Genomic DNA, 22,696 nt, shown 5'->3' on the forward strand with positions numbered 1-22,696 from the left:
CTCCCCCCTTTGTTGTCTTGTTTCTTCTCCACCTCTTTGGGGTTTTTTTTTTTCCCCCTCCCCCCCCCCCCGCCACATTGGGGCGCTGGCGACCCGCCAACAGACCGGCGCAGAGATACGGCTCCGCCGAGCCAAAGCCCCGAGCGATCCGCCTGCGCCGAGCCACCGCGCCGGGCAATGGCGTCTCGAGCCGCTCTGGCCCCGAGCGCCCCAAGGTGGCCTTGGTTGCGTTCAACGCACCGAAGGCCGCCTTGGTTGCGTCTGACGCACCGAAGGCCACATTGGGGCGCTGGCGGCTCGCCAACAGCACGGAGCGGAGGGGCGAAACCTTCGCTTACCGCGGTGCGCGGGCGTAGAACCCGACCGGCATCGTCAAATCCGCGCTCGACGCGCCGCACTCCAGCATCCACAACGCCGCCGCCGGACCGAGTTCGCGGCCCAGCACCTCGAGCGCGGCCGGGTCCGGGGCGACCGCGCGGGCCTGCTCCACTCCGCGCGCGAATGCCTCCGGGTCCCAGCCGCCCGGGTCGGCGTCGCCGAGGGAACGCGCGCCTTCGGTCAGCGATGTGACCGGCAGGGGTTCGGCCACCGCGAGCAGGCCGTGGGTGCGTTCCCCCGTCAGCACTCCCATCCAGCGTGAGCTCTCCGGGGTGGGCCGGGGCCCGGTCCAGCGGGGCCGGCCGTCCATGTCCGGCAGCTTCGCCGGTGCGCCGGACGCCGCCCAGCGGCCGGCCCACTCGACGGCCAGGCCCGGCGCGCTGCGGGTGGCCGGGTTGTGGAAGCGGGCCATGTCCCAGCGGTTGCCCACCGCCACCGCGGCCAGGTCGCGGTGCGGCCAGACCCTTGCCTCCCACCAGAATCCCCACGGGAACGCCGCGGTGTGCCCCCACCACCAGTCCTCGCCCAGGTCCGGGTCGGCGAGCTCGAGCGTCAGGCCGGAAAACGAGCGGACGCCGTGCGGGCTCGGACGCGGCGCGCGCGGGGCCACCATCGCCGCGAGCGAGTCCGGTCCGATCAGGCCGCGGTCGCCCCGGGCGGTGCGCAGCAAGGATTGCAGCAGCCGCGCGAAGTCCGCGGCGCTCGTGTACATCCCGACCCCCGGGTACGCCGAGGTGCGCAGCGGCGGGCTCGGCAGGCACCAGTCGCCGAACGCCATGTACCCGGTCGCGCTCGAAGACCCGGGCGCCCGGGTGCCGTCGTCGATGCTCGTGTCGTTCATGCCGGTCGCGGCGAACACGTCCCGGTGGACGCGGGCGCCGTACGGCTCGCCGGTCAAGTGCTCGACCACCCCGCCCAGCACCCCGACGCCGAAGCTCGAGTAGGAATACGACCCCGGTGCCGTCGCGAGCGGCAGCACCCCGCCGTACTCCACCGCGCGGCCGGCCTCGTGCCGGCGCCGGACGTAGTCGAGGATCGGCTCGGCCGGCGCCGTGGACGCCGCGGCGGTGACGATGTCGCTGTAGTAGCCGCCCTGGTGCGCGGCCAGCATGGCCGTGGTGACGGGCGCCGGGTCCGCACCCCGCAGTCCCGCCGGCAGCACCTGGTCGACCGGCGTGTCCAGGCCGACCAAGCCCGCTTCGGTCAGCTGCATGAAGGCCAGCCCCGTGACGGGCTTGGTGAGCGAGCCCGCCGGCGCGGGCGTCTCGGCGGTCATCGGCGTGCGCGTGGCCAGGTTCGCGAACCCGGTCGCCGCTGTCCGCAGCTCGTCGCTCGTCGCCACCGCGACGGCGACCCCGGGGGTGCCGGTGACGGCGGCCAGCCGCGGCAGGACGGTGCCGAGCGCCGTCATCACATCGTCGAGCATGCTTCTCCTTCACCCGGATCGACGGTCCACAAAGGACCGAGTCAGCCCTCGGCGGTGTTGTAGTTGACGATCCGGTCCACCATGAGGGCAACCGCGCCGGCCAGCGGGCTGTCCGCGTCCCTCCTCGCCACGTCCGGCAACCGGTGGGCCTCCTCCTCGGCAACCGCCACCATGCCCCACAGCGCGTTGAAGCCCGCAGGATCCGCCGGCTTCTCCGCGGCCGCCGCCACGGTCACGACGCCGTCCTCGGCGGCCACCGTCAGCGCGCCCATCTGCCGCAGCGTGCCGGGATCCCGTTCTTCGGCGGCCACCACGCTCCAGCCCGCGACCTCGGTCTGCCGCACGGCGGCGAGCAGGCTCCCCACGCCGCTGACAACGATGTCAGGCAATACGAGGGCCACCGGTCCCCCCGTCATCGGCAAGGCACACCGGATCGCGCCGTCCAGCCCCGGTCCGGCCTCGTCGTCCTGGTAGACGAAGACCAGCTGGAAGATCCCCGCGTAGCGCGCCAGATACTTGACCGTGTCCAGCTTGTGCGTCCCGAACACCACGACCACGCGCACGGTGAGCCCGCTCTTCACCAGCTCGACGACGGCTTCCAGGCTGCGGTCGAGGATGGTGACCCCGGGTTCCAGGCAGTGCAGTTCCTTCGCGTACGGCGCTCCGAAGCGCGTTCCCAGTCCGGCACAGGGCAGGATGATCGAAACATCAGGGGACGAAGCAGGCATCGAGTGGCCCTCAAGTTCTGTTGACGGTCAGGAGCCCTTATGCGCCACAGTAGTCACCGGAGGCAGCTCCGCGCGAGAGCATGTCGATCACCGTAGACTGGCCGGAACGTACGAGAGAAAGCGAAGAGGACGCGCATGCGAGTGCTGCTCTCCACGTACGGGACACGCGGTGACGTCGAACCGCTGGTGGCACTCGCGGTGGAGCTGAGAAAGCTCGGCGCGGAGGTCCGGATGTGCGTCCCGCCGGACGAAGAGTTCGCGGAGCGGCTGGGCGGGCTCCGGATCGACGCGGTGCCGGTCGGGCCGCCGGTGCGGGCGTTGATGAGCGGGACGGCTCCCCCGTCGGCGGCGGAGCTGTCCCGGTACCGGACCGAACTGGTCGACACGCAGTTCGACGTCTTCCCGGCCGCGGCCGGCGGGTGCGACGCGCTGGTGGTCGCCGGCCTGGCCCAGGTCGGCGCGCGGTCCGTGGCCGAAGCCGCGGGCATCCGCTACGTGTACACGACTTACGCGGCGGTCAACCTGCCGTCGCCGCACCACGCGCCGCCACCGCGGCCGGGCTGGCCGGAGCCGGAAGGGGCCGACAACGCGACGCTGTGGGAGCTGGACGCAGAGAGGGTGAACGCGCAGTTCCGTGCGCCGCTCAACCGGCACCGGACCGCCCTCGGCCTGCCCCCGGTGGACGACGTGCGCGGCCACGTCTACTCGGAGCGGCCGTGGCTGGCGGCCGACCCGGCCCTGGGGCCGTGGCCGGCGACCCCGGGCCTCGAAGTGGTCCAGACCGGGGCGTGGACGCAGGCGGACGAGCGGCCGCTGCCGGCCGAGCTGGTGGCGTTCCTGAACGCGGGCGCGCCGCCGGTCTACGTGGGCTTCGGCAGCATCGGCCCGGCGCCGGACATCGCCCGCTGGGCCGTCGAGGTGAGCCGCGCCCGGGGTCACCGCGTCCTCGTTTCCCGCGGCTGGGCGGAGCTGGACCTGGTCGACGGCCAGGACGACTGCTTCGCCCTCGGCGAGGTCAACCACCAGCGCCTGTTCGGCGAGCTGGCCGCGGTGATCCACCACGGCGGCGCGGGCACGACGCAGACGGCCGCCCGCGCGGGCGTCCCGCAGGTGGTCGTCCCCCTCCCGGTGGCGGACAACCCGTACTGGGCCGGGCGGGTGGCGGCCCGGAAGGTCGGCGCGGCCCTCGACGGTCCGACGGCGACCTTCGAGTCCTTGAGCGCGGCCTTCGACACGGCGTTGGCGCCCGGGACCCGGGCGCGGGCGGCGGCTTTGGCCGCCGAGGTCCGCGCCGACGGAGCGGCGGTGGCCGCGCGCCTGCTGCTCGACGCTCTCCGGTGAGCCGGGCGCGCGAAGATATTTTCCGGGCCGTGTTGATCCGCGGGCCACTCGTTCGACAAGAGGGGGCGAGGGCCGAGAGGCGGCCCCGCCGGACGAGGAGCACACGATGCCGAAGTACATGCTGATCATGCGGGGCACCGACGAGTCGAACGCGGCCATGATGGCCGACATCGAGGCGTCGATGGCCTCGACCCGCCAGTACATCGAAGACATGCTCAAGGCCGGCGTCCTCCTCGCGGCCGAAGGGCTCGACGACCCGAGCCGCGGTGTCGTGGTCGACTTCGGCGCCGAGGCCCCGGTGGTCACCGACGGGCCGTACGGGGAGACCAAGGAACTCTTCGGGGGCTACTTCCTGCTCGACGTCGCCTCGAAGGAGGAAGCGGTCGAGTGGGCCAAGCGGATGCCGGCGACCCGCGGGACGAAGATCGAGGTTCGCCGGGTGGCCGGCGACGACGAGGTCCCGGCCGGGACCGAGAGCTGATGCACCCGGCCGACGTCGAGGCCGTCTGGCGGATCGAGTCGGCGCGGATCGTCGCCGCGCTGACCCGGTTCACCGGCGACTTCGGGCTCGCCGAGGACGCGGCCCAGGAGGCGGTGGCCGAGGCGCTGGTGTCGTGGCCGCTCGACCCGCCGGCCAACCCGGCCGGCTGGCTGCGGGCCACGGCCCGGCGGCGGGCGATCGACGCGATCCGCCGCCGGACCGCCCTCCAGGACCGGTACGCCCTGCTGGCCGCCGATGGAGAACCCGATTCCGTGGACGTCGACCCCGACCGGATCGACGACGACGTCCTGGCGCTGATGTTCGTCAGCTGCCACCCGGTGCTCTCCCCCGAGGCCCGGGTGGCGCTGACCCTGCGCGTGGTCGGCGGCCTGACCAGTGAGGAGATCGCCCGCGCGTTCCTCGTCCCGGTGCCCACCGTGCAGGCCCGCATCACCCGGGGCAAGAAGACGATCGCGGCGGCCGGCGTGCCGTTCGAGCTGCCGGCGGCCGGTGAACGGCGGGACCGGCTGGGCGGCGTGCTCAGCGTCCTCTACGTGATCTTCACCGAGGGGTCGACGGCCACGTCGGGAGACGCGCTGCTGCGCCCCGACGTCGCGTACGAGGCCATCCGGCTGGCCCGCACGCTGGCCGCGCTGCAGCCGGACGAGCCGGAGGTGCACGGCCTGCTCGCGTTGTGCGAGCTGACCGCCGCGCGCTTCCCGGCCCGGACCGGCCCGGACGGTGCGCCGATCCTGCTCGAGGACCAGGATCGGCGGCGGTGGGACTTCTCCGCGATCCACCGGGGGCTGGCCGCGCTGGCCAAGGCGTCGGCTCGCGGCCTCGGCCCGTACGGCCTGCAGGCGGCGATCGCGGCCACCCACGCGGCGGCGCCCTCGGTCGGCGAGACCGACTGGGACCGGATCGTGGTGCTCTACGAGGCATTGGGCCGGGTCGCGCCGTCGCCGGTGGTCGAGCTCAACCGGGCCGTCGCCGTGGGGATGGCGTCGGGGCCGGCGCACGGCCTGGCCATCGTGGACGAGCTGGTCGCCGCGGACCGGCTCCCCGGTTCGCACCTGGTCCCGACCGTGCGCGGCGAGCTGCTGGCCCGCCTCGGCCGGCGCCCGGAGGCCCGGGCCGAGCTGGAGCTGGCGGCCCGGCTGTGCGCCAACCAGCGCGAACGTTCGGTGCTGCTGCGCAAGGCGGCCGCACTGGCCTGAAACGTCCGAAGTGGACATTTCCGCCCGGCCCGGGCCGGGCGGCTGCGCCGATCGGGTGGCATCCGGGCCGGGCGTCAACCGGTCGGCGACGTCCGGAGTGGTCCGTGCGCACACCTACCGGAAGTTCCGCTCCACCTGGGGGAATCCGCTCATGCGCGCTCTTGCCCGGACTTCCGCCCTCGCGCTCACGACGGTGGCGTTGACCGCCGCGGTGACGGCTCCGGCGGAGGGCGTCGAGCCACCGTCGCCCGGGCAACCGCACGTGAGCCTGCCCGCGGGGCGTATTTTCTACACCAACCCCGGCACGGACCCCGCCGCACCGAACGCGGGTTTCCCCTCGCTGTTCAACGCGAGCGTGACGAACCCGGACGGCAGCCGCACTTCGCGGCTGTTCACCACCTACGGCGTCGGCACCGACTCGCCGGGCACGAACGCCACCGTGATGCGGACCTCCGCCGACGACGGCGCCACCTGGAGCCCGGTCGCCCTGCCGAGCCGGTGGGCCGGGATCACCAACGCCGTCCGGCTCGCCGACGCCGCCGGGACGGTGGTGGCGGTCGACTTCGAACCGATCACGCTGTCGCGTTCGGCCGCGGATCCGGACCCGTCCACGCCGTACAACGAGAACGACCGGGTCTTCGGCCGCTGGACCCTCACCGGGACCACGATGACGCCCGCCGGGACGGCGACCACGAGCTATCCGGGCTCGCCGCCGACCCTCTGGGCCCGTTTCCAGCGGGGGATCCTGCTGCTGCCGGACAGCCGGACGTTGCTGGCCACGGTGTACGGCGCGACCGCGAGCGGCCCGTTCACCGCGCTCATGCGCAGCACCGACCAGGGAGCGAACTGGGTCCAGGTCACCCGGCTGGCGGAGGGCGCGGGCTGGTCGGAGGCGAACGTCGCGCCGACCTCCGACGGCAAGCTGATGGCCTGGCTGCGGCGGGACACCACCGTCGCGGGGGAAGACCGGTTCCTGCCCGACCTCCACTACACGCAGTCGTCCACTGTGGACGGATCGGGCAACTGGACGGCACCGGTGAAGATGGCCTCGGACACCGGGAACTCGCCGGGGTCGGTGCTGCTGGGCAACGGCGCGGCGCTGCAGGCATCGGGCCGGCCCGGCAACGTGGTGCGGTACAAGTACTCCGGGACGTCGGGCTGGCAGGACTGGACCGGCCGCACGACGATCTACACCAACCAGCCCACCACCGGGACGGGCACGGGCGGGCGCTCGCTCGCGGCGTCCGGCTCCAGCAACACCCTCGCGGTGACGCCCCTCTCGGCGAACACCGCGCTCGCGGTCGGGGACAACTGCGCGAGCTGGGGCTGCCCGGCCACGGCGTCGGGCTACCCGCACGGCACCTCGCAGTCGCTGTGGAAATCGGTGCTCGAGGTGAACACCGCCCAGTGGGGGACGATCGACCTGCAGACCAAGTTCCGGCGCGGGGAGATCTCCTTCGTCGACCCGGCGTTCACCACCTATGGCGACGGCCGGACGTCGATCGGTGCGTACGCCTTCGACGGTGATGTGCGCGCCGATTCCTCCGTGGTGACGGCGAACCGCAGTGTCACGCTCCGGCTGGACCGCGCCTACGCGCTGACCGGCATCGGCGCGCACGCCCACCTCACCGGGCCCGCCGGCCTGGCCATCGAGACCTCGCTCGACGGCGTGACCTGGTCCACGCCCGCGCAAGGCACCCGGTCCGGCATCCTGTATCCCCTGGCCGCGCCGACGACCGCCCGGTACGTCCGGCTCAGCGATCCCCATCCTCCGACCGGCGACGGCTCGTCGTTCCTCGACGAACTCCAGCTCTACAGCACGCTGGACGGCTTCGAAGCGAACGTCCCGGGAGCGGCCCCCGCCGGAAACGGCCTGACCACGGCGACGGGCGCGGTGGTCGTCGCCGGGGCCCCGGCGGTCGAGCCGATCTCCTCGCGGTTCCTGCGGATCACCGACACCAGCGACACCGCCCTGTCCCGCATCGCCTGGAACCACGGCGCTTCGGCCGGCGCGGACTACGAGTTCAAGGTGCGGGCGAGCGGCACGAGCACGCACGGCCTGCTGTTCAGCGTCCTCGGCACGGACTCGGCGGGCGCCCCGGTGACCCCGTACCACTTCCTGCTGGACGCGGTCAGCGGCAAGTTCTACCGCTACGACTTCGCGAACGCGACCTGGGGCGCGCCGCTGGGCACCGTGGCCGTCGGGTCGTGGACCTGGAACTCGGTGCGGATCGCCGCCGGGCCTTCGTCGGCGACCTTGACCGTCAACGGCCAGGCGGTCGCCACCGTCGCGCCGTCCCAGCCGTTCAGCGGCTTGACGGGCAACCAGCTGTCCTCGACGGGCACCGCCGCGGTCGGCGACGACTGGTTCGTCGACGACGTCGGCTACACCCGGCCCTGACTCAGCGGCCCGGCGGCCAAGCGCACCCCTCGGCCGCCGGTGATCCGCCGCACGGGGTGCTGGCCGAGCTGCCCTCCGGGCCGGTCACCGTGACCCGGACGCTGAACGGGTCCACGACGACCTGCCAGGTCCGCGGCGACCCGGCGTCCGAGGTGCGTACGGCCTTCCCGACCAGGTCCGGGATCTGTTCGATGGGCACGGCGCGAAGGTCGAACCGCGGGACGGCCGCGGCGGTGGGCGCGAACACCACCGACAGCCGCCGCTCCTCGACGACCGCGGTGAGCACCTGGGACACGTCCGCGTTGCCCGCCAGGGAGCCGACGACCCGGCGCAGCTCCCCCGCGTCCAGCAGGGTCTGGCCGGGTCCCACCGTCACCGTGGCGGAACCCGCGGACGACGTGACCGACGTGGCCGGCGGCTCGATCGGCGGCTCGGGGCTTTCCGGACCGAACAGGTCGGCACGGAACAGCACCAGGACGGCGGCCGCCGCGAGCAGCAACCCCGTCAAGGTGACCGCCCCGTCCGCACAGCCCTCCGGCGGGGTGCGCACCAAAGCGGACTCGGGAGCGGATTCGACGGTCGCGCCCGCCCTCCGGCGCTCCCACGCCGGTGCCGGGCGCGGCACGATCCGGACCTGCCACGGCCGGTCCGGCGGGTACTCGACCACGACGACGTCACCCCGCCGGAAGCCCGGGAGGTCGACCAGGTTGACCTGGTGGGTCACCTCGGCCCGGTACGACGGCGCGTCGTCCGGCGCGACCGTGAGGACGAGGTCGACCGGCACGTCTCCGGTCTCGGTACCGCCGGCGCGCAGGCTCTCGACCTTCGCGAGCGCCACGCGGGGCACGACCGCCGCCTCCCGCGCACGCCGTGGCATGCCGGCGACGAAGACGAGCACGCCGTAGGCGAGCGGAAGCCCGAGCGCGGCGAGGATCAGGGGCACCCGCTCGAGGATGACGCCGACGACGAAGGCGCTCAGCGTCGCGCCGATGACGCCGCCGGTCAGGAACCCGCGGGCGAGGGCGACCAGACGGCGGTGGACCGGCGCGACGGGCACGGTGGACATGGCGGAGCTCCGGACTGTCGAAGGTCTCCCGCGGGCTCGTCCGCGGAAGTACCCCCAGGCTGGACCGGGCCGGGCGCTACCGAACCCAGGTTTCACGTCACTGCGCGAAAGTCACATGGCCGGTGATCGCCGTGGCTCCGCCTTCGGCCATGCCGGACAGCGCGAGCCCCGTGTCCTCCCGCCGGCCGTGGGTCAGGACGGTCGCGCCGGAGAAGACCGGACTGGACAGGCGGTACCCGAACGACGTCACCGGCCGGTCCGCGTGGCGGCGCGGGATCTCCAGCAGCAGCAACGCGAGCAGCGGCCCGTGCACGACCAGACCGGGACAGCCCTCGACATCGGTCGCGTACGGCCGGTCGTAGTGGATGCGGTGGGTGTTGTAGGTCAGCGCGCTGAACCGGAACAGCAGCCGCGGCCCGGTCGGCGTGGCGATCTTCCAGCCGTGGGGTGGCTCGCCGGCGGGGACCGGCGTGGCCGCCCGACGGCGTTCACCCGCGGGCTGGAGCGGTAGACGACGGCCTGGTGCTCGGTCAGCAGCAGCTCGTCACCGCGCCGGTATTCGTGCCGGACAGTCACGAACGCCAGCTGCCCGCTCCGCCCGTCCTTCACCACCACGTCGGCCAGTTCGCTACGGCGCTCGATCCGGTCACCGATGAAGATCGGCGCCCGCACCTCCACCCGGCCACCCGCGATCATCCGGCGGCGGTCCGGGACCGGCGGCAGGAACCGGCCGTCCGCCGGGTGGCCGTCTTCGCCGAGCGCGGCCTGCGGCACCGGCTCCGGGAAGTGGAACCAGTGCCACAGCACCGGAAGCGGTTCGCCGAGCCGGGCGGCCGGTGCGGGGAGGTCGAGCAGCCCGGAGAACGCCGCGGCCGGCCAGGGACCGATCACGTCGGACGTCTCGAGCGCCTCGGGCCGCCAACCGGCGATGGCATCGCGCAGGTCGGTCACCGCAGACCTCCCCGGGCGACGAGCTGATTGCCGATGACGTTCTGCTGGATCTCGTTGGTCCCCTCGCCGACGATCATCAGCGGCGCGTCGCGGAAGTACCGCTCGACGTCGAACTCGGTCGAGCAGCCGTAACCGCCGTGGGCGCGGATCGCGTCGAGCGCGACTTCCATCGCGGTCTCCGAACAGAACAGCTTCGCCATCCCCGCTTCCGGATCGGAGATGGGCTTACCGAACGATTTCCGTTCCTGGGCGTACTTCAGGGCGTCGTCGAAGGCGGCCCGCGCGACGCCGGTCGCGCGGGCGGCGACCTGGATGCGGCCGACTTCGAGGCCCCGCATCATCTGCGCGAACCCGTGCCCCTCGGTCTCCCCGAGCAGCGCGTCCGAAGGCACCCGGCAATCCGCGAAGGTGATCTCACAGCTTTCGACGCCCTTGTACCCCAGCTTCGGCAGGTCCTGGGAGACGGTGAACCCGGGCACCTTCTCGACCAGCAGGATGCTGATGCCCCGGTGCGGGGGCCGGGCGTCCGGGTCGGTCTTGCACAGCAGCGCGACCAGACCGGACCGGCGGGCGTTGCTGATCCAGTCCATGGTCCTCCTCGGGCGGTGGCGTTCCGGTCACCCCACCTTGTCACCGGGCGGCCGGCGGGCAAGGTCCGTGAATGTCGCATCGAGAGACTTGAAGTCCCTCAATGCGACATTCACGGCACTGTGCCGACCGCCACTGACCCTTGCCGTTAGGTTAGCCTGACCTTATTGTCCTCGCGTGTCCCTCATTCCCCACCGCGCCGGCACCGGCGTCCACGCACGTGCGGTCGACGTCGCCTACGGCAGCGACGTCGTCGTGCGCGCCGCGTCCCTCTCCCTGCACGCGGGCACGGTGACCGCGCTGATCGGCCCGAACGGCAGCGGGAAGTCGACGCTGCTGCGTGCGCTGGCGCGGCTGCACCCGCCGGTCGCCGGCTCGGTCACCTTCGCCGACGGCGCGGACCTGCGCGCACTGTCCGGAAAGGACATCGCCAAGCGGATCACGTTGCTGTCGCAGCAGCGGACCGCGCCGGGCGGCGTGAGCGTCCGGGAGCTGGTCGAGTTCGGCCGGCACCCGCACCGGTCCCGCTGGGGCGGCCGCGACCCCGAAGGTCCCGCGGCGGTCGAGCGCGCCCTGGAGCTGACCGGGCTGTCCGCCCTCGCCGACCGACCCGTGCAGGCCCTCTCCGGCGGGCAGGCGCAGCGGGTGTGGCTCGCCGGCTGCCTGGCGCAGGACACCGCGCTCCTGCTGCTCGACGAACCCACGACCTTCCTCGACCTGAGGTACCAGGTGGAGATCCTCGACGTCGTCCGCGACCTCGCCGACCGGCACGGCGTCGGGGTCGGCGTGGTGCTGCACGACCTCGACCAGGCCGCGGCCGTCGCCGACCGGGTGCTCCTGCTGGAGGACGGCGTGGTCACGGCGGAAGGCGCGCCCGCCGACGTGCTGACCGAAGCGAACCTCACCCGTGCGTACGGCATCCGCGTGGACGTCCGGCTCGACCCGGCCGACGGCCGGATCCACACCCGCGCCGTCGGCCGCTTCAACGACTCGAAAGCGCGCACCGCGTCGGTCTGACCGGTACGCCGTCATTCAGAAAACAGGAGAAACATGCGCAGCACCAGGACCTTCCTCGGCCTGGCCGCGGCCGCCACGTTCTTCGTGGCCGCCTGCGGCACCACCGAGGAAGCGGCGAGCACCACCGCCACCACCACGAGTTCCGGCCCGGTCACGGTCGTCGACTCGCGCGGCAAGGAGGTGAAGCTGCCCGGCCCGGCCAAGCGCGTCGCCGCGACCGAATGGAACGGCGTCGAGCACCTCGTGTCGCTCGGCGTCATGCCGGTCGGCGTGTCCGACATCAAGGGCTACGGCCAATGGGTGAGCGCCGCGCCGCTCGACACGACCCCGAAGGACATCGGCACCCGCGGCGAGCCGAGCCTCGACACGCTCGGCTCGCTGGGGCTGGACCTGGTGATCGTCACCGACAGCGTGACCGAAGGCGCGCTCCAGCAGATCGAGGCGAAGGTGCCGGTGATCGTCCTCAACGGCGGCAACGCCCAGGACCCGATCGCCGGGATGTACGCCAACCTGGACACCGTCGCGAAGGCCACCGGCACCGAGGCCAAGGCCGCGCAGCTGAAGTCCGAGTTCGAGCAGAAGCTCACCGCCGGCAAGGCCGAGGCGGCGAAGCTCGGTGCCGCGGGCCAGAAGGTCGCGTTCTCCGACGCCTACGTCACGTCCGGCTCGGTCAGCATCCGCCCCTACACCAAGGGCGCACTGGTGTCCGCGGTGTTCGGCCGGCTCGGCCTCGAGACCGCCTGGCCGATGACGGGCGACGCGTCCTACGGGCTCGCCCAGGCCGACGTCGAGGGCCTGACCCAGCTGCCCGACGTGCGGTTCTGGTACATCGCCAACAACGCCGACGGCGACCCGTACCAGCAGGAGCTGGCCGGCAACGCGATCTGGAAGAACCTGCCGTTCGTCAAGAGCGGCAGGGTGCACCGCTTCCCGGACGCGCTGTGGATGTTCGGCGGCCCGAAGTCCATGGAGCAGTTCGTCGACGCCGCCCTCGTCGCGCTCAAGGGATAGCGCCCGAGTGAAGACCCTGACCGAGCCGCCGCCGGCCGCGCCCACCGTCCGGCGGCGCGGCCGGCTGACCCTGCTGGGCATCGGGCTCGCCGCCCTGATCGCGGCGGGTTCGGCGGTGCACCTGACGCAGGGCACCGCGAACGTGGACGCGCTGGACGTGCTGCGGCTGGTGTTCGGCGGCGGGACCGGCGACACGGCCGCGGTGGTCGTCGAGTCGCGGTTGCCGCGGCTGCTCGCGGCACTCGTCGTCGGCGGCGCGCTCGGCGTGGCCGGCGCGGTGCTGCAGTCGGTGTCCCGCAACGCCCTGGCGTCGCCGGACACCCTGGCCGTCAACGCGGGTGCGCACCTGGCCGTCGTCGCGGTCGCGGCGTTCGGCGTCTCGCTGCCGCTGCTCGGCGCGACCGGTGTCGCGTTCGCGGGCGGGCTCGCCGCGGCGGTGTTCGTGCTCGCGCTGTCGGGCACCGGCGGCACCGGGATCGTGCGGCTGGTGCTGGCGGGCACCGCCATCGCGCTGGCCCTGATCTCGGTGACCCAGGTCCTGCTGCTGCTCTACGCCCAGGAGACCCGCGGCCTGTTCGCGTGGGGCGAGGGATCGCTGGAGCAGAACGGGCTCGGCGGCATCCGGACGCTCGGCCCGCTCGCCGGCGTGGCGCTGGCCGCGTTGCTCGGGATGTCCCGGCGGCTCGACCTGATCCACGTCGGCGACGACCACGCCCGGACGCTGGGCATCCACGTCGGACGCGTCCGCTTCGCCGCGATCACGCTGGCCGTGCTGCTGGCCGCGGCGGCGGTGACCCTGGCCGGTCCCATCGGTTTCGTCGGCCTCGCCGCGCCGGCCCTGGCCCGGCTGCTCGCGTCCGTGGTGCCGGGGCTGCACCGGCACGCCGCCCTGCTCCCGTTCTCCGCGGCGCTGGGCGCGGCTCTCCTGCTGGGCGCCGACGTGCTGCTTCGCACCATCATCAGCCCGCAGCGCGCCCTGGAGGTGCCGACGGGCGTCGTGACGACGATCCTCGGCGCGCTCTTCCTCGTGGTGCTGGCCCGCACGGCCCGGCTCACCTCCGCGCCGGCCGATCCCCCCACGGCGGGCGCGCGGGGCGGGGTGAGCACGGCCCGGTACTCGGTGGTGCTGGGCGTGCTGGCGCTCGTGACGGTCGGTGCCGCCGTCGGCGCGGTCCTGCTGGGAGACGCGAAACTGCTGCTGGGCGACGTCTTCAACTGGGTGACCGGCCAGGCCGGCCCGATCGTCACCGGCGTACTGGACACCCGCGTACCCCGCGTGGTGGCCGCGCTGCTGGCGGGCGCGGCGCTGGCGCTGGGCGGAGCCCTCACCCAGGCGGTCGCCCGCAACCCGCTGGCCGAACCGGGCATGATCGGCGTCGTCGGCGGGGCGGGCCTCGGCGCGGTCGCCGTGATCACCCTCGTGTCCGGGGTGGGGTTCTGGACCCTGACCGGGTCCGCGGGCCTGGGTGCCGCCCTGGCGATGGCCGTGGTCTTCGCCGTGGCGGCCCGGGGTGGCTTCAGCAGCGAACGCCTGGTGCTGATCGGTTTCGGCGTGTACGCGGCGTCGCAGGCATTGGTGACGCTGCTGATCACCCTGTCCGACCCGTGGAACGAGACCAAGGCGCTGACCTGGCTGGGCGGCTCGACCTACGGCCGGACCTTCACGCACCTCGTGCCGATGGCACTGGCGCTGCTGCTGGTGGCGCCCGTGCTGATCCGCATGCGCCGCGAGCTCGATCTGCTCTCGCTGGACGACGAGACGCCCCGGGTGCTGGGCGTGCCCGTCGCCCTCTCGCGCCTGCTCCTGCTTTCGTGCGCCGTCCTGCTGACCGGCGCGGCGGTCGCCGGGATCGGCGTGCTCACGTTCGTCGGCCTGGTCGCCCCGCACGCGGCCCGCGCGATCGTGGGCAGCAGGCACTCCCGCCTGCTGCCCACCGCCGCGCTGCTCGGGGCGACCCTGGTCTGCGCCGCCGACACCGTCGGCCGCACGGTGATCGCCCCGGGTCAGCTGCCCGCCGGCTTGATGACCGCGATCATCGGCGCGCCCTACTTCGTGTGGCTCCTGTACCGGCACCGCACGAAGACATCGGTCAGAAGCCGGGGAACACGCGGCGCAGGTCGTCGAGCGTGACGCTGCCCTCGACCGTGACGCCCTGGTCGTACGGCGCCTTCAGCCGGCCGCTGACCAGCCGGACGAACGCTTCGGGCGATCCGGTGAACGTCGCGGACGGCGCTTCGAGGTGGTCCGCCACGGTGACCGCGTCGTCGATCACGAGACCACCGCCGGGCACCGCGACGGAAACCGGGGCCGCCAGCTCCGCCGGCTTCGCCAGGAAGCCCAGCATGAAGCCCAGCGGCCCGGTCAGGAGGTCGACGAGCACCTCGGCCGACCCGGCGTCGACGCCGGCGTCCGGGTCGAAGGCCACCCGCACGTCCCACGAGTGGTTGGCCACCTCGCTGAGCCGCATGCCCAGGGCGGTCACCAGCGGGACCGGCTCCGGCAGGAAGCCGAGGTCGACGGTCAGCGACGAGCGCTGCTCCGGCGTGAGCGCCTCGACCAGCTCGAGCCAGCGGCCGTTGTGCTCCAGGAAGCCTTCGGCCTGCGCTCGCGGCGCCGACGCGTCCCAGCGGGCCCAGATCGTCGGGTTGTCTTCGGCCTCCACCGTCTCTCCGGCGGCCCGGGCGATCGGTGCGCGGCCGATCTCGGCACCACTGCCGAGGTGGGAAAGGGCCTGGGCGACCGTCCAGTCCGCGGCGCCGCTGGTGGTGGCCAGCTGGTCGTCGGTGAGGGTGCGGACGAGGCCGGCGAGCACGTCGTGCTCGGCGCGGAGGGCGGCGATCGTGCGGTCCACGAGTTGGTTCATGCCCCCCTCAACTCCCGGCGGGCCGCGGGTGTTCCGCCGATCACCGTGCGGTGCGCGGCCCCGCGGCCGGGCAGGCTAGTTTGCTCGGATGAGCCTCCTCGATGACGTCGCCGAGCGCGACGGCTGGCGGTGCTGGGTGTGCGACGAACCGGTCGACCCCGGCATGTCGGTGAACGACCCGCGAGGGCCCAGCGTCGACAGCCGCACCGCCGACCGGAAGGCCAAGGTCGCCGAGCGGCTCGCCCACCGCGGGTGCAACACCCGCAAGGGCGCGGTCAAGGTGGTCATCGCCTGGCCGGACCGCCTGCACGTCGCCGACCCCGCGCCGCTGATCACCGTGGCCGGCCGGCTGGAGCGCAAAGGTGGCCGTGAGCTGGTGGCCCGGTGCCCGACCGAGCAGGACGCACAAGAGGCAGCCGACTGGCTGGTGGACCGGTTCTCCCGGCTCGTCCCGGGGTTGCCGGTGACCGCCGGCGTCGAGCCGGGCGGCGGCCAGTTCCTCGTCATCCTGGCCACCGGCCGCCGCTGACCGGAGCGCCGCCACGCGGTGGACCCGGCGGCGGGCACCGTGGTAGAAGTAGAACGTGTTCCACTTCTGACCGCCGGTGTTTGGGGTGCACGGATGAGCGTTCCGACCGTGACCGAGCTGCTGCTGGCCCGCGCCGGGGACGAGCGCCCGGGTCTGCTCTTCGAGGACGAGACGTATTCGTGGGCCGAGCACGTCCGGGCGTCCGCACGCCGAGCGGCCGACCTCCGGGCGACGCTGGACCGGGACAAGCCGCCGCACGTAGGCATTCTCGCCGACAACGTACCGGCTTTCTCCGTCCTGCTGGGTGCCTGCGCGTTCGCCGGGGCGGTGCTGGTCGGGCTCAACCCCACCCGGCGCGGAGCAGCCCTGGCACGGGACATCCGGCTCGCCGACTGCCAGTTCGTGCTCGCCGAGGAGAAGTACCAGCCGCTCCTGGACGGGCTGGACCTCGGCGGGATTCCCGTGCGGGACCTGGAATCGTGGCCGTCGGCGAACACGCCACTCGATCCCGTCCCCGCGTCGGCGGACGACCTGCTCATGCTGATCTTCACCTCCGGCACCAGCGGCGACCCGAAGGCGGTGCGCTGCACCCACGGCAAGATCGCGTTTCCCGGCGCGATGCTCGCCCAGCGCTTCGCACTGTCCACAGCGGACAGGGTCTACGTCACGATGCCGATGTTCCACTCCAACGCCATCATGGCGGGCTGGGCGGTCGGGCTCGCGGCCGGCGCGGGCATCGCCCTGCGCCGCCGGTTCTCCGCGTCCGGTTTCCTGCCCGACGTGCGGAAGTTCGGCGCGACCTACGCCAACTACGTCGGCAAACCACTGTCCTATGTGGTCGCCACTCCCCCGCGTCCCGACGACGCGGACAACCCCCTGCGCCTCGTCTACGGAAACGAAGGAGCGAGTGCCGACCTGGCCGCGTTCGGGGAACGCTTCGGCTGCAAGGTCGTCGACGCGTTCGGCTCCACCGAGGGCGGCGTGGGATTCGCCCGCACCGACGACACCCCGCCCGGCTCGCTCGGCAGGCCCACCGAGGACGTGACCATCCTGCACCCGCACACCGGCCGCCCGTGTCCCCCGGCCGAGTTCGCTGCCGACGGCCGGCTGGTCAACGCCGGGGAAGCCGTCGGCGAACTGGTCAACACCACCGGCGCCGGCTGGTTCGCCGGCTACTACCGCGACCCCGAAGCCGACGCGGCGCGGCTGCGCGACGGCCGGTTCCACACCGGCGACCTCGCCTACGCCGACGCCGCCGGGTTCTGCTACTTCGCCGGGCGGCTCGGCGACTGGCTCCGCGTCGACGGCGAGAACCTCGGCACCGCGCCGATCGAGCGCATCCTGCTGCGGCACCCCGCGATCACCGACACCGCCGTCTACGCGGTGCCCGACCCGGTGACCGGGGACCAGGTGATGGCGGCCGTCGTCACCGACGGCACGCCCCTGGACCCCGCGGAGTTCGGCCGCTTCCTCGCCGGCCAGCCGGACCTCGGGCCCAAGCAGGTGCCGGAGTACGTGCGCACGGTCCGCGAGCTGCCGCGGACGTCGACGTTCAAGGTCGTCAAGCGCCGGCTCGCCGCCGAAGGCCCGAACTGCCCCGACGTACTCCGGCGGCGTTCGGGGCAGGAGATCGCCTACACCGAGTACTCCTCGTCTTCTTCGGACGGCACGTTCGCCTGAGGGCTTTTCCGATGACCCCGCACCGGCTACAGTCACTCACTGGGAGCGCTCCCAGGCAGGCGGGCGGACAGGTAGTCCGCCCCGTCGTCCAAGGGAGAGAAGTGCATGCGAAACAGGACACTGGCGGCCGGCCTGATCGCCGCCTGCGCCGCGACCGGCGTCGTCGTCACCACCTGGACCAGCGCGCAGGCCGCCGTCTCGGCGTACTACGTCGACCCGGGCACCAACGCGGCCAAGTGGGTCGCGGCGAACCCCGGTGACTCGCGGACCGCAGTCATCCGCGACCGCGTCGCCGCGGTACCGCAGGCCAGGTGGTTCACCACCACGAACACCAGCACGGTCCGCGGCGAGGTGGACGCCTACGTCGGGGCCGCGGCCGCCGCGGGGAAGATCCCGATCATGGTGGTCTACGACATCCCCAACCGGGACTGCGGCGGCGCGAGCAGCGGCGGCGCGCCGTCCCACGACGCGTACCGGGCGTGGGTCGACCAGGTCGCGGCCGGCCTGGCGGGACGCCCCGCGGCCATCGTGCTCGAACCCGACGTGCTCGCGCTCATGACGAGCTGCCAGAGCGGTGACCAGCAGAGCCAGACGACCGCGTCGATCGCGTACGCGGGCAAACGGCTCAAGGCCGGGTCGGCCCAGGCGAAGGTCTACTTCGACATCGGGCACTCCGCCTGGCTTTCCCCCGGGGACGCCGCGAACCGCCTGCGGGCCGCCGACATCGCGAACAGCGCCGACGGCATCGCCACCAACGTGTCGAACTACCGCGCGACCGCCGACGAGGTGTCGTACGACAAGTCCGTGCTCGGCCAGCTCGGCGACTCGCGGCTGAAAGCGGTCATCGACACGAGCCGCAACGGCAACGGCCCGCAGGGCAGCGAATGGTGCGACCCCTCCGGGCGCGCGATCGGCACCCCGAGCACCGACCAGACCGGCGATGGCCAGATCGCGGCGTACCTGTGGGTCAAGCCGCCGGGCGAGGCGGACGGCTGCATCGCCACGGCCGGCCAGTTCGTGCCTCAGCGGGCTTATGACCTCGCGATCGCGGCCGGGCCGACGACCGAGCCCACGACGCCCACCACCCCGGTCACCACTACCCCGACCACTACGACCCCGACCACCACGACTCCGCAGCCGTCGGACGGCTGCAAGGTCACGCACCGGGTGGTCAGCTCCTGGCCGACCGGGTACACCGGCGAGATCGTCATCGAGAACCGCGGAGCGGCCCTCGACCACTGGACGCTCAGCTTCACCGCCCCCGGGGTCACCGTCAGCCAGGGCTGGAACGGGACCTGGGCCGACACCGGGGACGTGGTCACGGCCGCGAGCACCTCGTGGAACGGCGGTCTCGCCACCGGCGCGACGGTCACCATCGGGTACAACGCGAACTACGGCGGGGGCACGCCGCCCTTCCTGTCGCCGACGCTCAACGGCAGGTCGTGCGCCTGATCATGGCCGGCGGGGGGGGGGGGGGGGGGGGGGCCCGCGACCGGGGGTAGGGGGGGGTTGTTTGGGGGGGGGGCGAGGGGGGTGGGGGGTTGAGCGGCCCCGCGGAAGGCGGGAAACAAACCCCACCACTCAATACTGCCCCCCTCCCCTCCCCGCCCAACACCCCTGGGGCTGTGCTCAGTCTCGTTGTGTCTGTGCTCTCCCCCTCCCCCCCCCCCCCCCCCGCGACCGGGCTCAGGCGGTGGTCGTCCGGTGGGCGGCCGCGTAGTGCGCGGTGCCGATCGCCCCGGCGACGGCCAGGACGAACCCGGCGGCGGCCGCGGCGGTGAAGCCGTCCCGGACGCGGTCGTCCAGCACCGCCACGCCGATGAGCGAGGACACCGCCGTGTTCGTGGTGAACATGATGGCGGTGACCGCGGTCGCCCGGCCGCGTTGCAGGGCCATCGCGAACGCGACCGCCGCGACGAGCCCGTTGGCGATCATCGCCCAGAGCGCCGGCTCCAGCGCGAGGCGCCAGAGCGGCCCGGACGCGTCGAGCGTCCGCGCCGAGATCCCGACGGCGCTGAACCCCAGCCCGCCGCAGAACCCGAGCACGATCGGCGACCAGCGGCCCTTGTTGCGCTGGGCGGTGAAGGCGATCACCGCGATCACCACCGCCACGCCCGCCAGCAGCAGCTTCCACCCGGTCGCCAGCGCGCGGGCGGGACCCGGATCCGCGGACAGGCCCAGCAGGACGAGGCCCGTCGCACCGACCCCCAGCGCGGCCCAGCCGGCGCCGACCAACCGGACGCCGAGGACCGCGGAGATCGTCGCGGTCACGCCGACGCTGAAGGCGAGCACCGACTGGACCAGGAACAGCGGCAGCCGGTGCAGCGCCGCGGCGGCGAAGACGAACCCGAGCAGGTCCACCCCCACCCCGAGGAAGTAGAGCGGCTGCCGGCGCAGCGCGACGAGGTCCTGAGGCGAGCCGCCGAAGGCACCGGCCCGCCGTACCCCGGCGGACTCCAGGATGGAGCCACTACCCGAGGCGACGGCGGCCAGCACGGCGAGGACGTATCCGAGGATCACGGCCTGAGTCTCTCAGCCTGCCTGACACCGGCGACCGGGCCGGTGCCCCGGGACCACGGCTCGACGGGCATGACCACTGACCCGCGCCCCGGTCCCCAGCCGGGAGCGTCAGTGCGGCCGAGACAGATCACCAGGGTCGAAGGCCTTCACCGTGTCGGTGACGGTCTTGTCGAGCTCCCTCTTGTACTCGGCCGGGTAGACCCAGCGCAGCCCGGCCGCCGAACCGGCTCCGAGGGACTCGTGCTCGTAGAAGATCTTGCCGTCGCCCTGGTAGCCGGACACCGTGTAGCCGTCGCCCTCGGCGGAGTGGAAGGTCACCCGGCCGCCGTTCCCTTCCACCGAGGCGACCACCTCGGCGAGCCGGTCCGCGGGCCGGCGGCCCCCCGAGTTGGTTCCCCACACCGTCAGCGTCGCGCCGAAGCGGGCGTCGGTGAACCGCATCCCTTCGCCGTTCTCCGGCACCCACGGTGACGCCGCGTAGTCCGGGGGCACCTGTGTGCTGAAGCCGAAGCGGGAGTTCGTGTAGGTGGTCCTGGCGCCCGGCGGCCCCGGCGTCGGCGGCGTCGAAGAAGCGGCCGGCACCGTCCGGCCCAGCATCGTCAGGAACTTCGGCTGCAGCAGGTCGTCGAGTTCGGCGTACGGCAGCACCACCGTCTCGTCGCCGGCCGCCGAGTCGCAGCCGAGGTCGTACCACCGGATCTCGAACTCGGCCCCGGCCTCGGTGAACCCGAACGTCGCGGCCGGCACGTGGTCACCGCCGCCGGGCCGGTCCGCGGCGTCCATGGTGACCTGCTGCTCCGCGTACCCGGTGACCGAGGGCACGGTGCAGAAACCGTCCTTCGTGTGCGGTGTCAGCCGCCGGGTCAGCGTCCGCATGCCGGCGGCGGTCAGGATCTCGGGCCGGAACACCTCACGCGGACCCACCACCTGCCCGGTGGCGAGGTCGACGGAGAGCGCTTCGGGGAACCGCCACGTGGCGTGCCCCAGCACGTCCGAGTCGAGATCGTGGTCGTACCGCACGGACAGCAGGCTCGGCGTCCGCAGCAGGACCCGCGCGGACGAGCGCAGCCCGGCCGTTCCGCCGCCCTGCCGGATCTGCTCGAGCGTGCTCGGGTCCGCGACCGCGTCCCGCACCGACTTCAGCCGCTTGTCGATCGGTGCCCGCAACGCGTCGTTGGCCCGTTGCCGGACGGCGGCGTCGGCCCCGCCGGACACCTGCGGGTACTGGAGCTCGTAGCTGACCGGCAGCGCCGGGTCCCGCCCGGACAGGGTCTGCACGGCCACCGACAGCGCCGCCGGCGGCGGGGGCGGGTCCTCCCCGCTCCGGAGGATCACCAGCCCGCCGGCGACGAGCCCGCCCGCGATCGCGACCGCGGCGGCGATCTTGCCCACCATCGCCGCGGTCACCCCCGTCCCGGTGCCCGCGGCCGTCACGCCGGCCCCGGCGCCGGCCGCCGCGACCGGTGCGGCGGCCGTGCCGGCGGCCGTCAGGAGCGCCAACGGCGTCAGCGCCGTCAACGCCGCGGCCGAGGTGGCCAGCCGCTTCCAGCCGCGCTTCTCCCAGTTCTTCCCGTAGGCCTTGCGGGCGACGGCTTCCAGCTCGGTCACGAAGGCGTCCGCCGTCGCCGGCCGCCACGCCGGGTCCTTCGCCATGCCCCGCGCGATCAGCGGGCGCAGCGGCTCGGGCATCGCTTCCAGCGGCACCGGCGCGTTCCCGTGCAGTGCGCGCAGCTGCTCGCTCGTGTCCGCCTCGAACGGCCGCTGCCCGGTGACGCACTGGTAGAACACGCACGTCGCCGCGTACACGTCGGTGGCGGGCCGGCCGGGCTGACCGGCCCACTGTTCCGGCGCCATGTAGGACGGCGAACCGGCGGTCAGTCCGTTGTGGCCGTCCAAAGTGGCCAGTCCGAAGTCGACCAGCTTCGACTCGCCCTCCCGCGACACCAGCACGTTCCCCGGCTTGTAGTCCCGGTGGACCACGCCGGCCGCGTGCGCGTCGGCGAGGCCGAGCAGCGAGCCCTTCAGGATCGCCAGCGCCGCCTCGGGGGCCAGGACGTTCTCCGCCACCAGCAGCGCGCGCAGCGACACGCCGGGCACCGCCTCCATGACCAGCGCGGCGCCCCGCGGCGTCTCGACGAAGTCGAAGAGCCGGACCACGTGCGGGCTCCGCACGCCGGACAGCAGCCACGCCTCCCGCCGGAACCCGTCCACGATCCGCGCGTCGGCCAGGAAATCGGCGCGCAGGTACTTGATCGCCGCCATCTTCCCCGTGGCCTCGTGCTTGGCCAGCACGACCCGCCCGAACCCGCCGGTGCCGAGCACGTCCACTTCGGCGTACCCGGGCACGCTCCAGGTGTCGTTCATCCCCGCCGCTTTCCCCTCACCCTGTCTCTTCCCGCGGAGGACATCCGACCACGATCGACCGGGCTCCACCACCCGGAAGTGGCACCCGGTCCGGGACAGTGGCCGGTTCCGGCCACTTCGGGGCCGACGTCCCG

18 protein-coding genes and 1 pseudogene are annotated in these 22,696 nt (G+C 73.4%); 10 read left to right on the forward strand and 9 right to left on the reverse strand.

Annotated features, from left to right (window positions below; translation table 11 throughout):
* Positions 1–334: 334 nt before the first annotated feature.
* Together ACZ4TR_RS43430 and ACZ4TR_RS43435 are read right to left on the reverse strand one after the other, a co-directional pair.
* Positions 335–1,804, reverse strand: coding sequence for a serine hydrolase (locus ACZ4TR_RS43430; protein WP_465294206.1), 1,470 nt, complete (start codon positions 1,802–1,804; stop codon positions 335–337).
* A gap of 41 nt (positions 1,805–1,845) precedes the next feature.
* A complete protein-coding gene (locus tag ACZ4TR_RS43435; RefSeq protein WP_465294208.1) occupies positions 1,846–2,532 on the reverse strand; it encodes a glycosyltransferase family protein in 687 nt (228 codons plus the stop codon).
* Between the two features lie 135 nt (positions 2,533–2,667).
* On the opposite strand from ACZ4TR_RS43435, the gene ACZ4TR_RS43440 reads away from it, so the two are divergent.
* From ACZ4TR_RS43440 to ACZ4TR_RS43455, 4 genes are all read left to right on the forward strand, one after another.
* The gene (locus tag ACZ4TR_RS43440; protein ID WP_465294210.1) at positions 2,668–3,873 is read left to right on the forward strand and encodes a glycosyltransferase; all 1,206 of its coding nucleotides are present in this window, start codon (positions 2,668–2,670) and stop codon (positions 3,871–3,873) included.
* Between the two features lie 106 nt (positions 3,874–3,979).
* On the forward strand, positions 3,980–4,354 hold the full coding sequence (locus ACZ4TR_RS43445; RefSeq protein WP_465294212.1) for a YciI family protein: 375 nt from the start codon (positions 3,980–3,982) through the stop codon (positions 4,352–4,354).
* Positions 4,354–5,571, forward strand: coding sequence for an RNA polymerase sigma factor (locus ACZ4TR_RS43450; protein ID WP_465294214.1), 1,218 nt, complete (start codon positions 4,354–4,356; stop codon positions 5,569–5,571). The genes ACZ4TR_RS43445 and ACZ4TR_RS43450 overlap by 1 nt, the downstream gene beginning before the upstream one ends.
* A gap of 151 nt (positions 5,572–5,722) precedes the next feature.
* On the forward strand, positions 5,723–7,972 hold the full coding sequence (locus ACZ4TR_RS43455) for a hypothetical protein (RefSeq protein ID WP_465294215.1): 2,250 nt from the start codon (positions 5,723–5,725) through the stop codon (positions 7,970–7,972).
* Position 7,973: 1 nt separating this feature from the next.
* On the opposite strand, the gene ACZ4TR_RS43460 is transcribed toward ACZ4TR_RS43455, so the two are convergent.
* From ACZ4TR_RS43460 to ACZ4TR_RS43475, 4 genes and pseudogenes are all read right to left on the reverse strand, one after another.
* Positions 7,974–9,038: a hypothetical protein gene (locus ACZ4TR_RS43460; protein WP_465294217.1), complete on the reverse strand. Its 1,065-nt coding sequence runs from the start codon at positions 9,036–9,038 to the stop codon at positions 7,974–7,976.
* Positions 9,039–9,135: 97 nt separating this feature from the next.
* Positions 9,136–9,351 (reverse strand): hypothetical protein, encoded by a 216-nt coding sequence (locus ACZ4TR_RS43465; protein WP_465294219.1) that lies wholly within the window; start codon positions 9,349–9,351, stop codon positions 9,136–9,138.
* A 71-nt stretch (positions 9,352–9,422) separates the two neighbouring features.
* Positions 9,423–9,989, reverse strand: a complete 567-nt coding sequence (locus ACZ4TR_RS43470) for an FAS1-like dehydratase domain-containing protein (RefSeq protein ID WP_465294220.1) — start codon at positions 9,987–9,989, stop codon at positions 9,423–9,425.
* Positions 9,986–10,573: pseudogene (locus ACZ4TR_RS43475) on the reverse strand (acyl-CoA dehydrogenase family protein); the annotation flags it as partial. The gene ACZ4TR_RS43470 and the pseudogene ACZ4TR_RS43475, both read right to left, overlap by 4 nt.
* A 181-nt stretch (positions 10,574–10,754) precedes the next feature.
* On the opposite strand from ACZ4TR_RS43475, the gene ACZ4TR_RS43480 reads away from it, so the two are divergent.
* Genes ACZ4TR_RS43480 through ACZ4TR_RS43490 form a run of 3 tightly spaced genes read left to right on the forward strand, consistent with a single transcriptional unit; the run spans position 10,755 to position 14,736 of the window.
* Positions 10,755–11,594, forward strand: coding sequence for an ABC transporter ATP-binding protein (locus ACZ4TR_RS43480; protein ID WP_465294222.1), 840 nt, complete (start codon positions 10,755–10,757; stop codon positions 11,592–11,594).
* A gap of 33 nt (positions 11,595–11,627) precedes the next feature.
* Positions 11,628–12,605 (forward strand): ABC transporter substrate-binding protein, encoded by a 978-nt coding sequence (locus tag ACZ4TR_RS43485; protein WP_465294223.1) that lies wholly within the window; start codon positions 11,628–11,630, stop codon positions 12,603–12,605.
* 7 nt (positions 12,606–12,612) lie between these two features.
* Positions 12,613–14,736: an iron ABC transporter permease gene (locus tag ACZ4TR_RS43490; RefSeq protein WP_465294225.1), complete on the forward strand. Its 2,124-nt coding sequence runs from the start codon at positions 12,613–12,615 to the stop codon at positions 14,734–14,736.
* Here the strand turns inward: ACZ4TR_RS43490 and ACZ4TR_RS43495 are convergent.
* Entirely contained in the window at positions 14,696–15,469 is a 774-nt protein-coding gene (locus ACZ4TR_RS43495; RefSeq protein WP_465294227.1) for a maleylpyruvate isomerase family mycothiol-dependent enzyme, read from the reverse strand. The two genes, ACZ4TR_RS43490 and ACZ4TR_RS43495, sit on opposite strands and share 41 nt — an antisense overlap.
* 88 nt (positions 15,470–15,557) lie before the next feature.
* Here ACZ4TR_RS43495 and ACZ4TR_RS43500 point away from each other — a divergent pair, with 88 nt between their 5' ends.
* The 3 genes from ACZ4TR_RS43500 (at position 15,558) to ACZ4TR_RS43510 (ending at position 19,130) form a co-directional block, all read left to right on the forward strand.
* On the forward strand, positions 15,558–15,998 hold the full coding sequence (locus tag ACZ4TR_RS43500; protein ID WP_465294229.1) for a hypothetical protein: 441 nt from the start codon (positions 15,558–15,560) through the stop codon (positions 15,996–15,998).
* A gap of 93 nt (positions 15,999–16,091) precedes the next feature.
* Complete coding sequence (locus tag ACZ4TR_RS43505; RefSeq protein ID WP_465294230.1) at positions 16,092–17,678, forward strand: long-chain-fatty-acid--CoA ligase; 1,587 nt, start codon at positions 16,092–16,094, stop codon at positions 17,676–17,678.
* Between the two features lie 120 nt (positions 17,679–17,798).
* Positions 17,799–19,130 (forward strand): glycoside hydrolase family 6 protein, encoded by a 1,332-nt coding sequence (locus ACZ4TR_RS43510; RefSeq protein WP_465294564.1) that lies wholly within the window; start codon positions 17,799–17,801, stop codon positions 19,128–19,130.
* Between the two features lie 234 nt (positions 19,131–19,364).
* Here ACZ4TR_RS43510 and ACZ4TR_RS43515 read toward each other — a convergent pair whose 3' ends face one another.
* Entirely contained in the window at positions 19,365–20,198 is an 834-nt protein-coding gene (locus ACZ4TR_RS43515) for a hypothetical protein (protein ID WP_465294232.1), read from the reverse strand.
* 108 nt (positions 20,199–20,306) lie between these two features.
* A complete protein-coding gene (locus ACZ4TR_RS43520) occupies positions 20,307–22,562 on the reverse strand; it encodes a serine/threonine-protein kinase (protein ID WP_465294234.1) in 2,256 nt (751 codons plus the stop codon).
* Between the last annotated feature and the right edge of the window lie 134 nt (positions 22,563–22,696).

The sequence above is a fragment of the Amycolatopsis sp. NPDC028719 genome, assembly GCF_055565395.1.

Excerpts from the sequence above, each read along its gene's own strand:
- ACZ4TR_RS43440 (WP_465294210.1), top strand. The coding sequence starts at position 2,668 with ATGCGAGTGCTGCTCTCCACGTACGGGACACGCGGTGACGTCGAACCG.
- ACZ4TR_RS43500 (WP_465294229.1), top strand. The coding sequence starts at position 15,558 with ATGAGCCTCCTCGATGACGTCGCCGAGCGCGACGGCTGGCGGTGCTGG.
- ACZ4TR_RS43460 (WP_465294217.1), bottom strand. The coding sequence starts at position 9,038 with ATGTCCACCGTGCCCGTCGCGCCGGTCCACCGCCGTCTGGTCGCCCTC.
- ACZ4TR_RS43430 (WP_465294206.1), bottom strand. The coding sequence starts at position 1,804 with ATGCTCGACGATGTGATGACGGCGCTCGGCACCGTCCTGCCGCGGCTG.
- ACZ4TR_RS43455 (WP_465294215.1), top strand. The coding sequence starts at position 5,723 with ATGCGCGCTCTTGCCCGGACTTCCGCCCTCGCGCTCACGACGGTGGCG.
- ACZ4TR_RS43435 (WP_465294208.1), bottom strand. The coding sequence starts at position 2,532 with ATGCCTGCTTCGTCCCCTGATGTTTCGATCATCCTGCCCTGTGCCGGA.
- ACZ4TR_RS43505 (WP_465294230.1), top strand. The coding sequence starts at position 16,092 with ATGAGCGTTCCGACCGTGACCGAGCTGCTGCTGGCCCGCGCCGGGGAC.
- ACZ4TR_RS43450 (WP_465294214.1), top strand. The coding sequence starts at position 4,354 with ATGCACCCGGCCGACGTCGAGGCCGTCTGGCGGATCGAGTCGGCGCGG.
- ACZ4TR_RS43445 (WP_465294212.1), top strand. The coding sequence starts at position 3,980 with ATGCCGAAGTACATGCTGATCATGCGGGGCACCGACGAGTCGAACGCG.
- ACZ4TR_RS43520 (WP_465294234.1), bottom strand. The coding sequence starts at position 22,562 with ATGAACGACACCTGGAGCGTGCCCGGGTACGCCGAAGTGGACGTGCTC.
- ACZ4TR_RS43495 (WP_465294227.1), bottom strand. The coding sequence starts at position 15,469 with ATGAACCAACTCGTGGACCGCACGATCGCCGCCCTCCGCGCCGAGCAC.
- ACZ4TR_RS43485 (WP_465294223.1), top strand. The coding sequence starts at position 11,628 with ATGCGCAGCACCAGGACCTTCCTCGGCCTGGCCGCGGCCGCCACGTTC.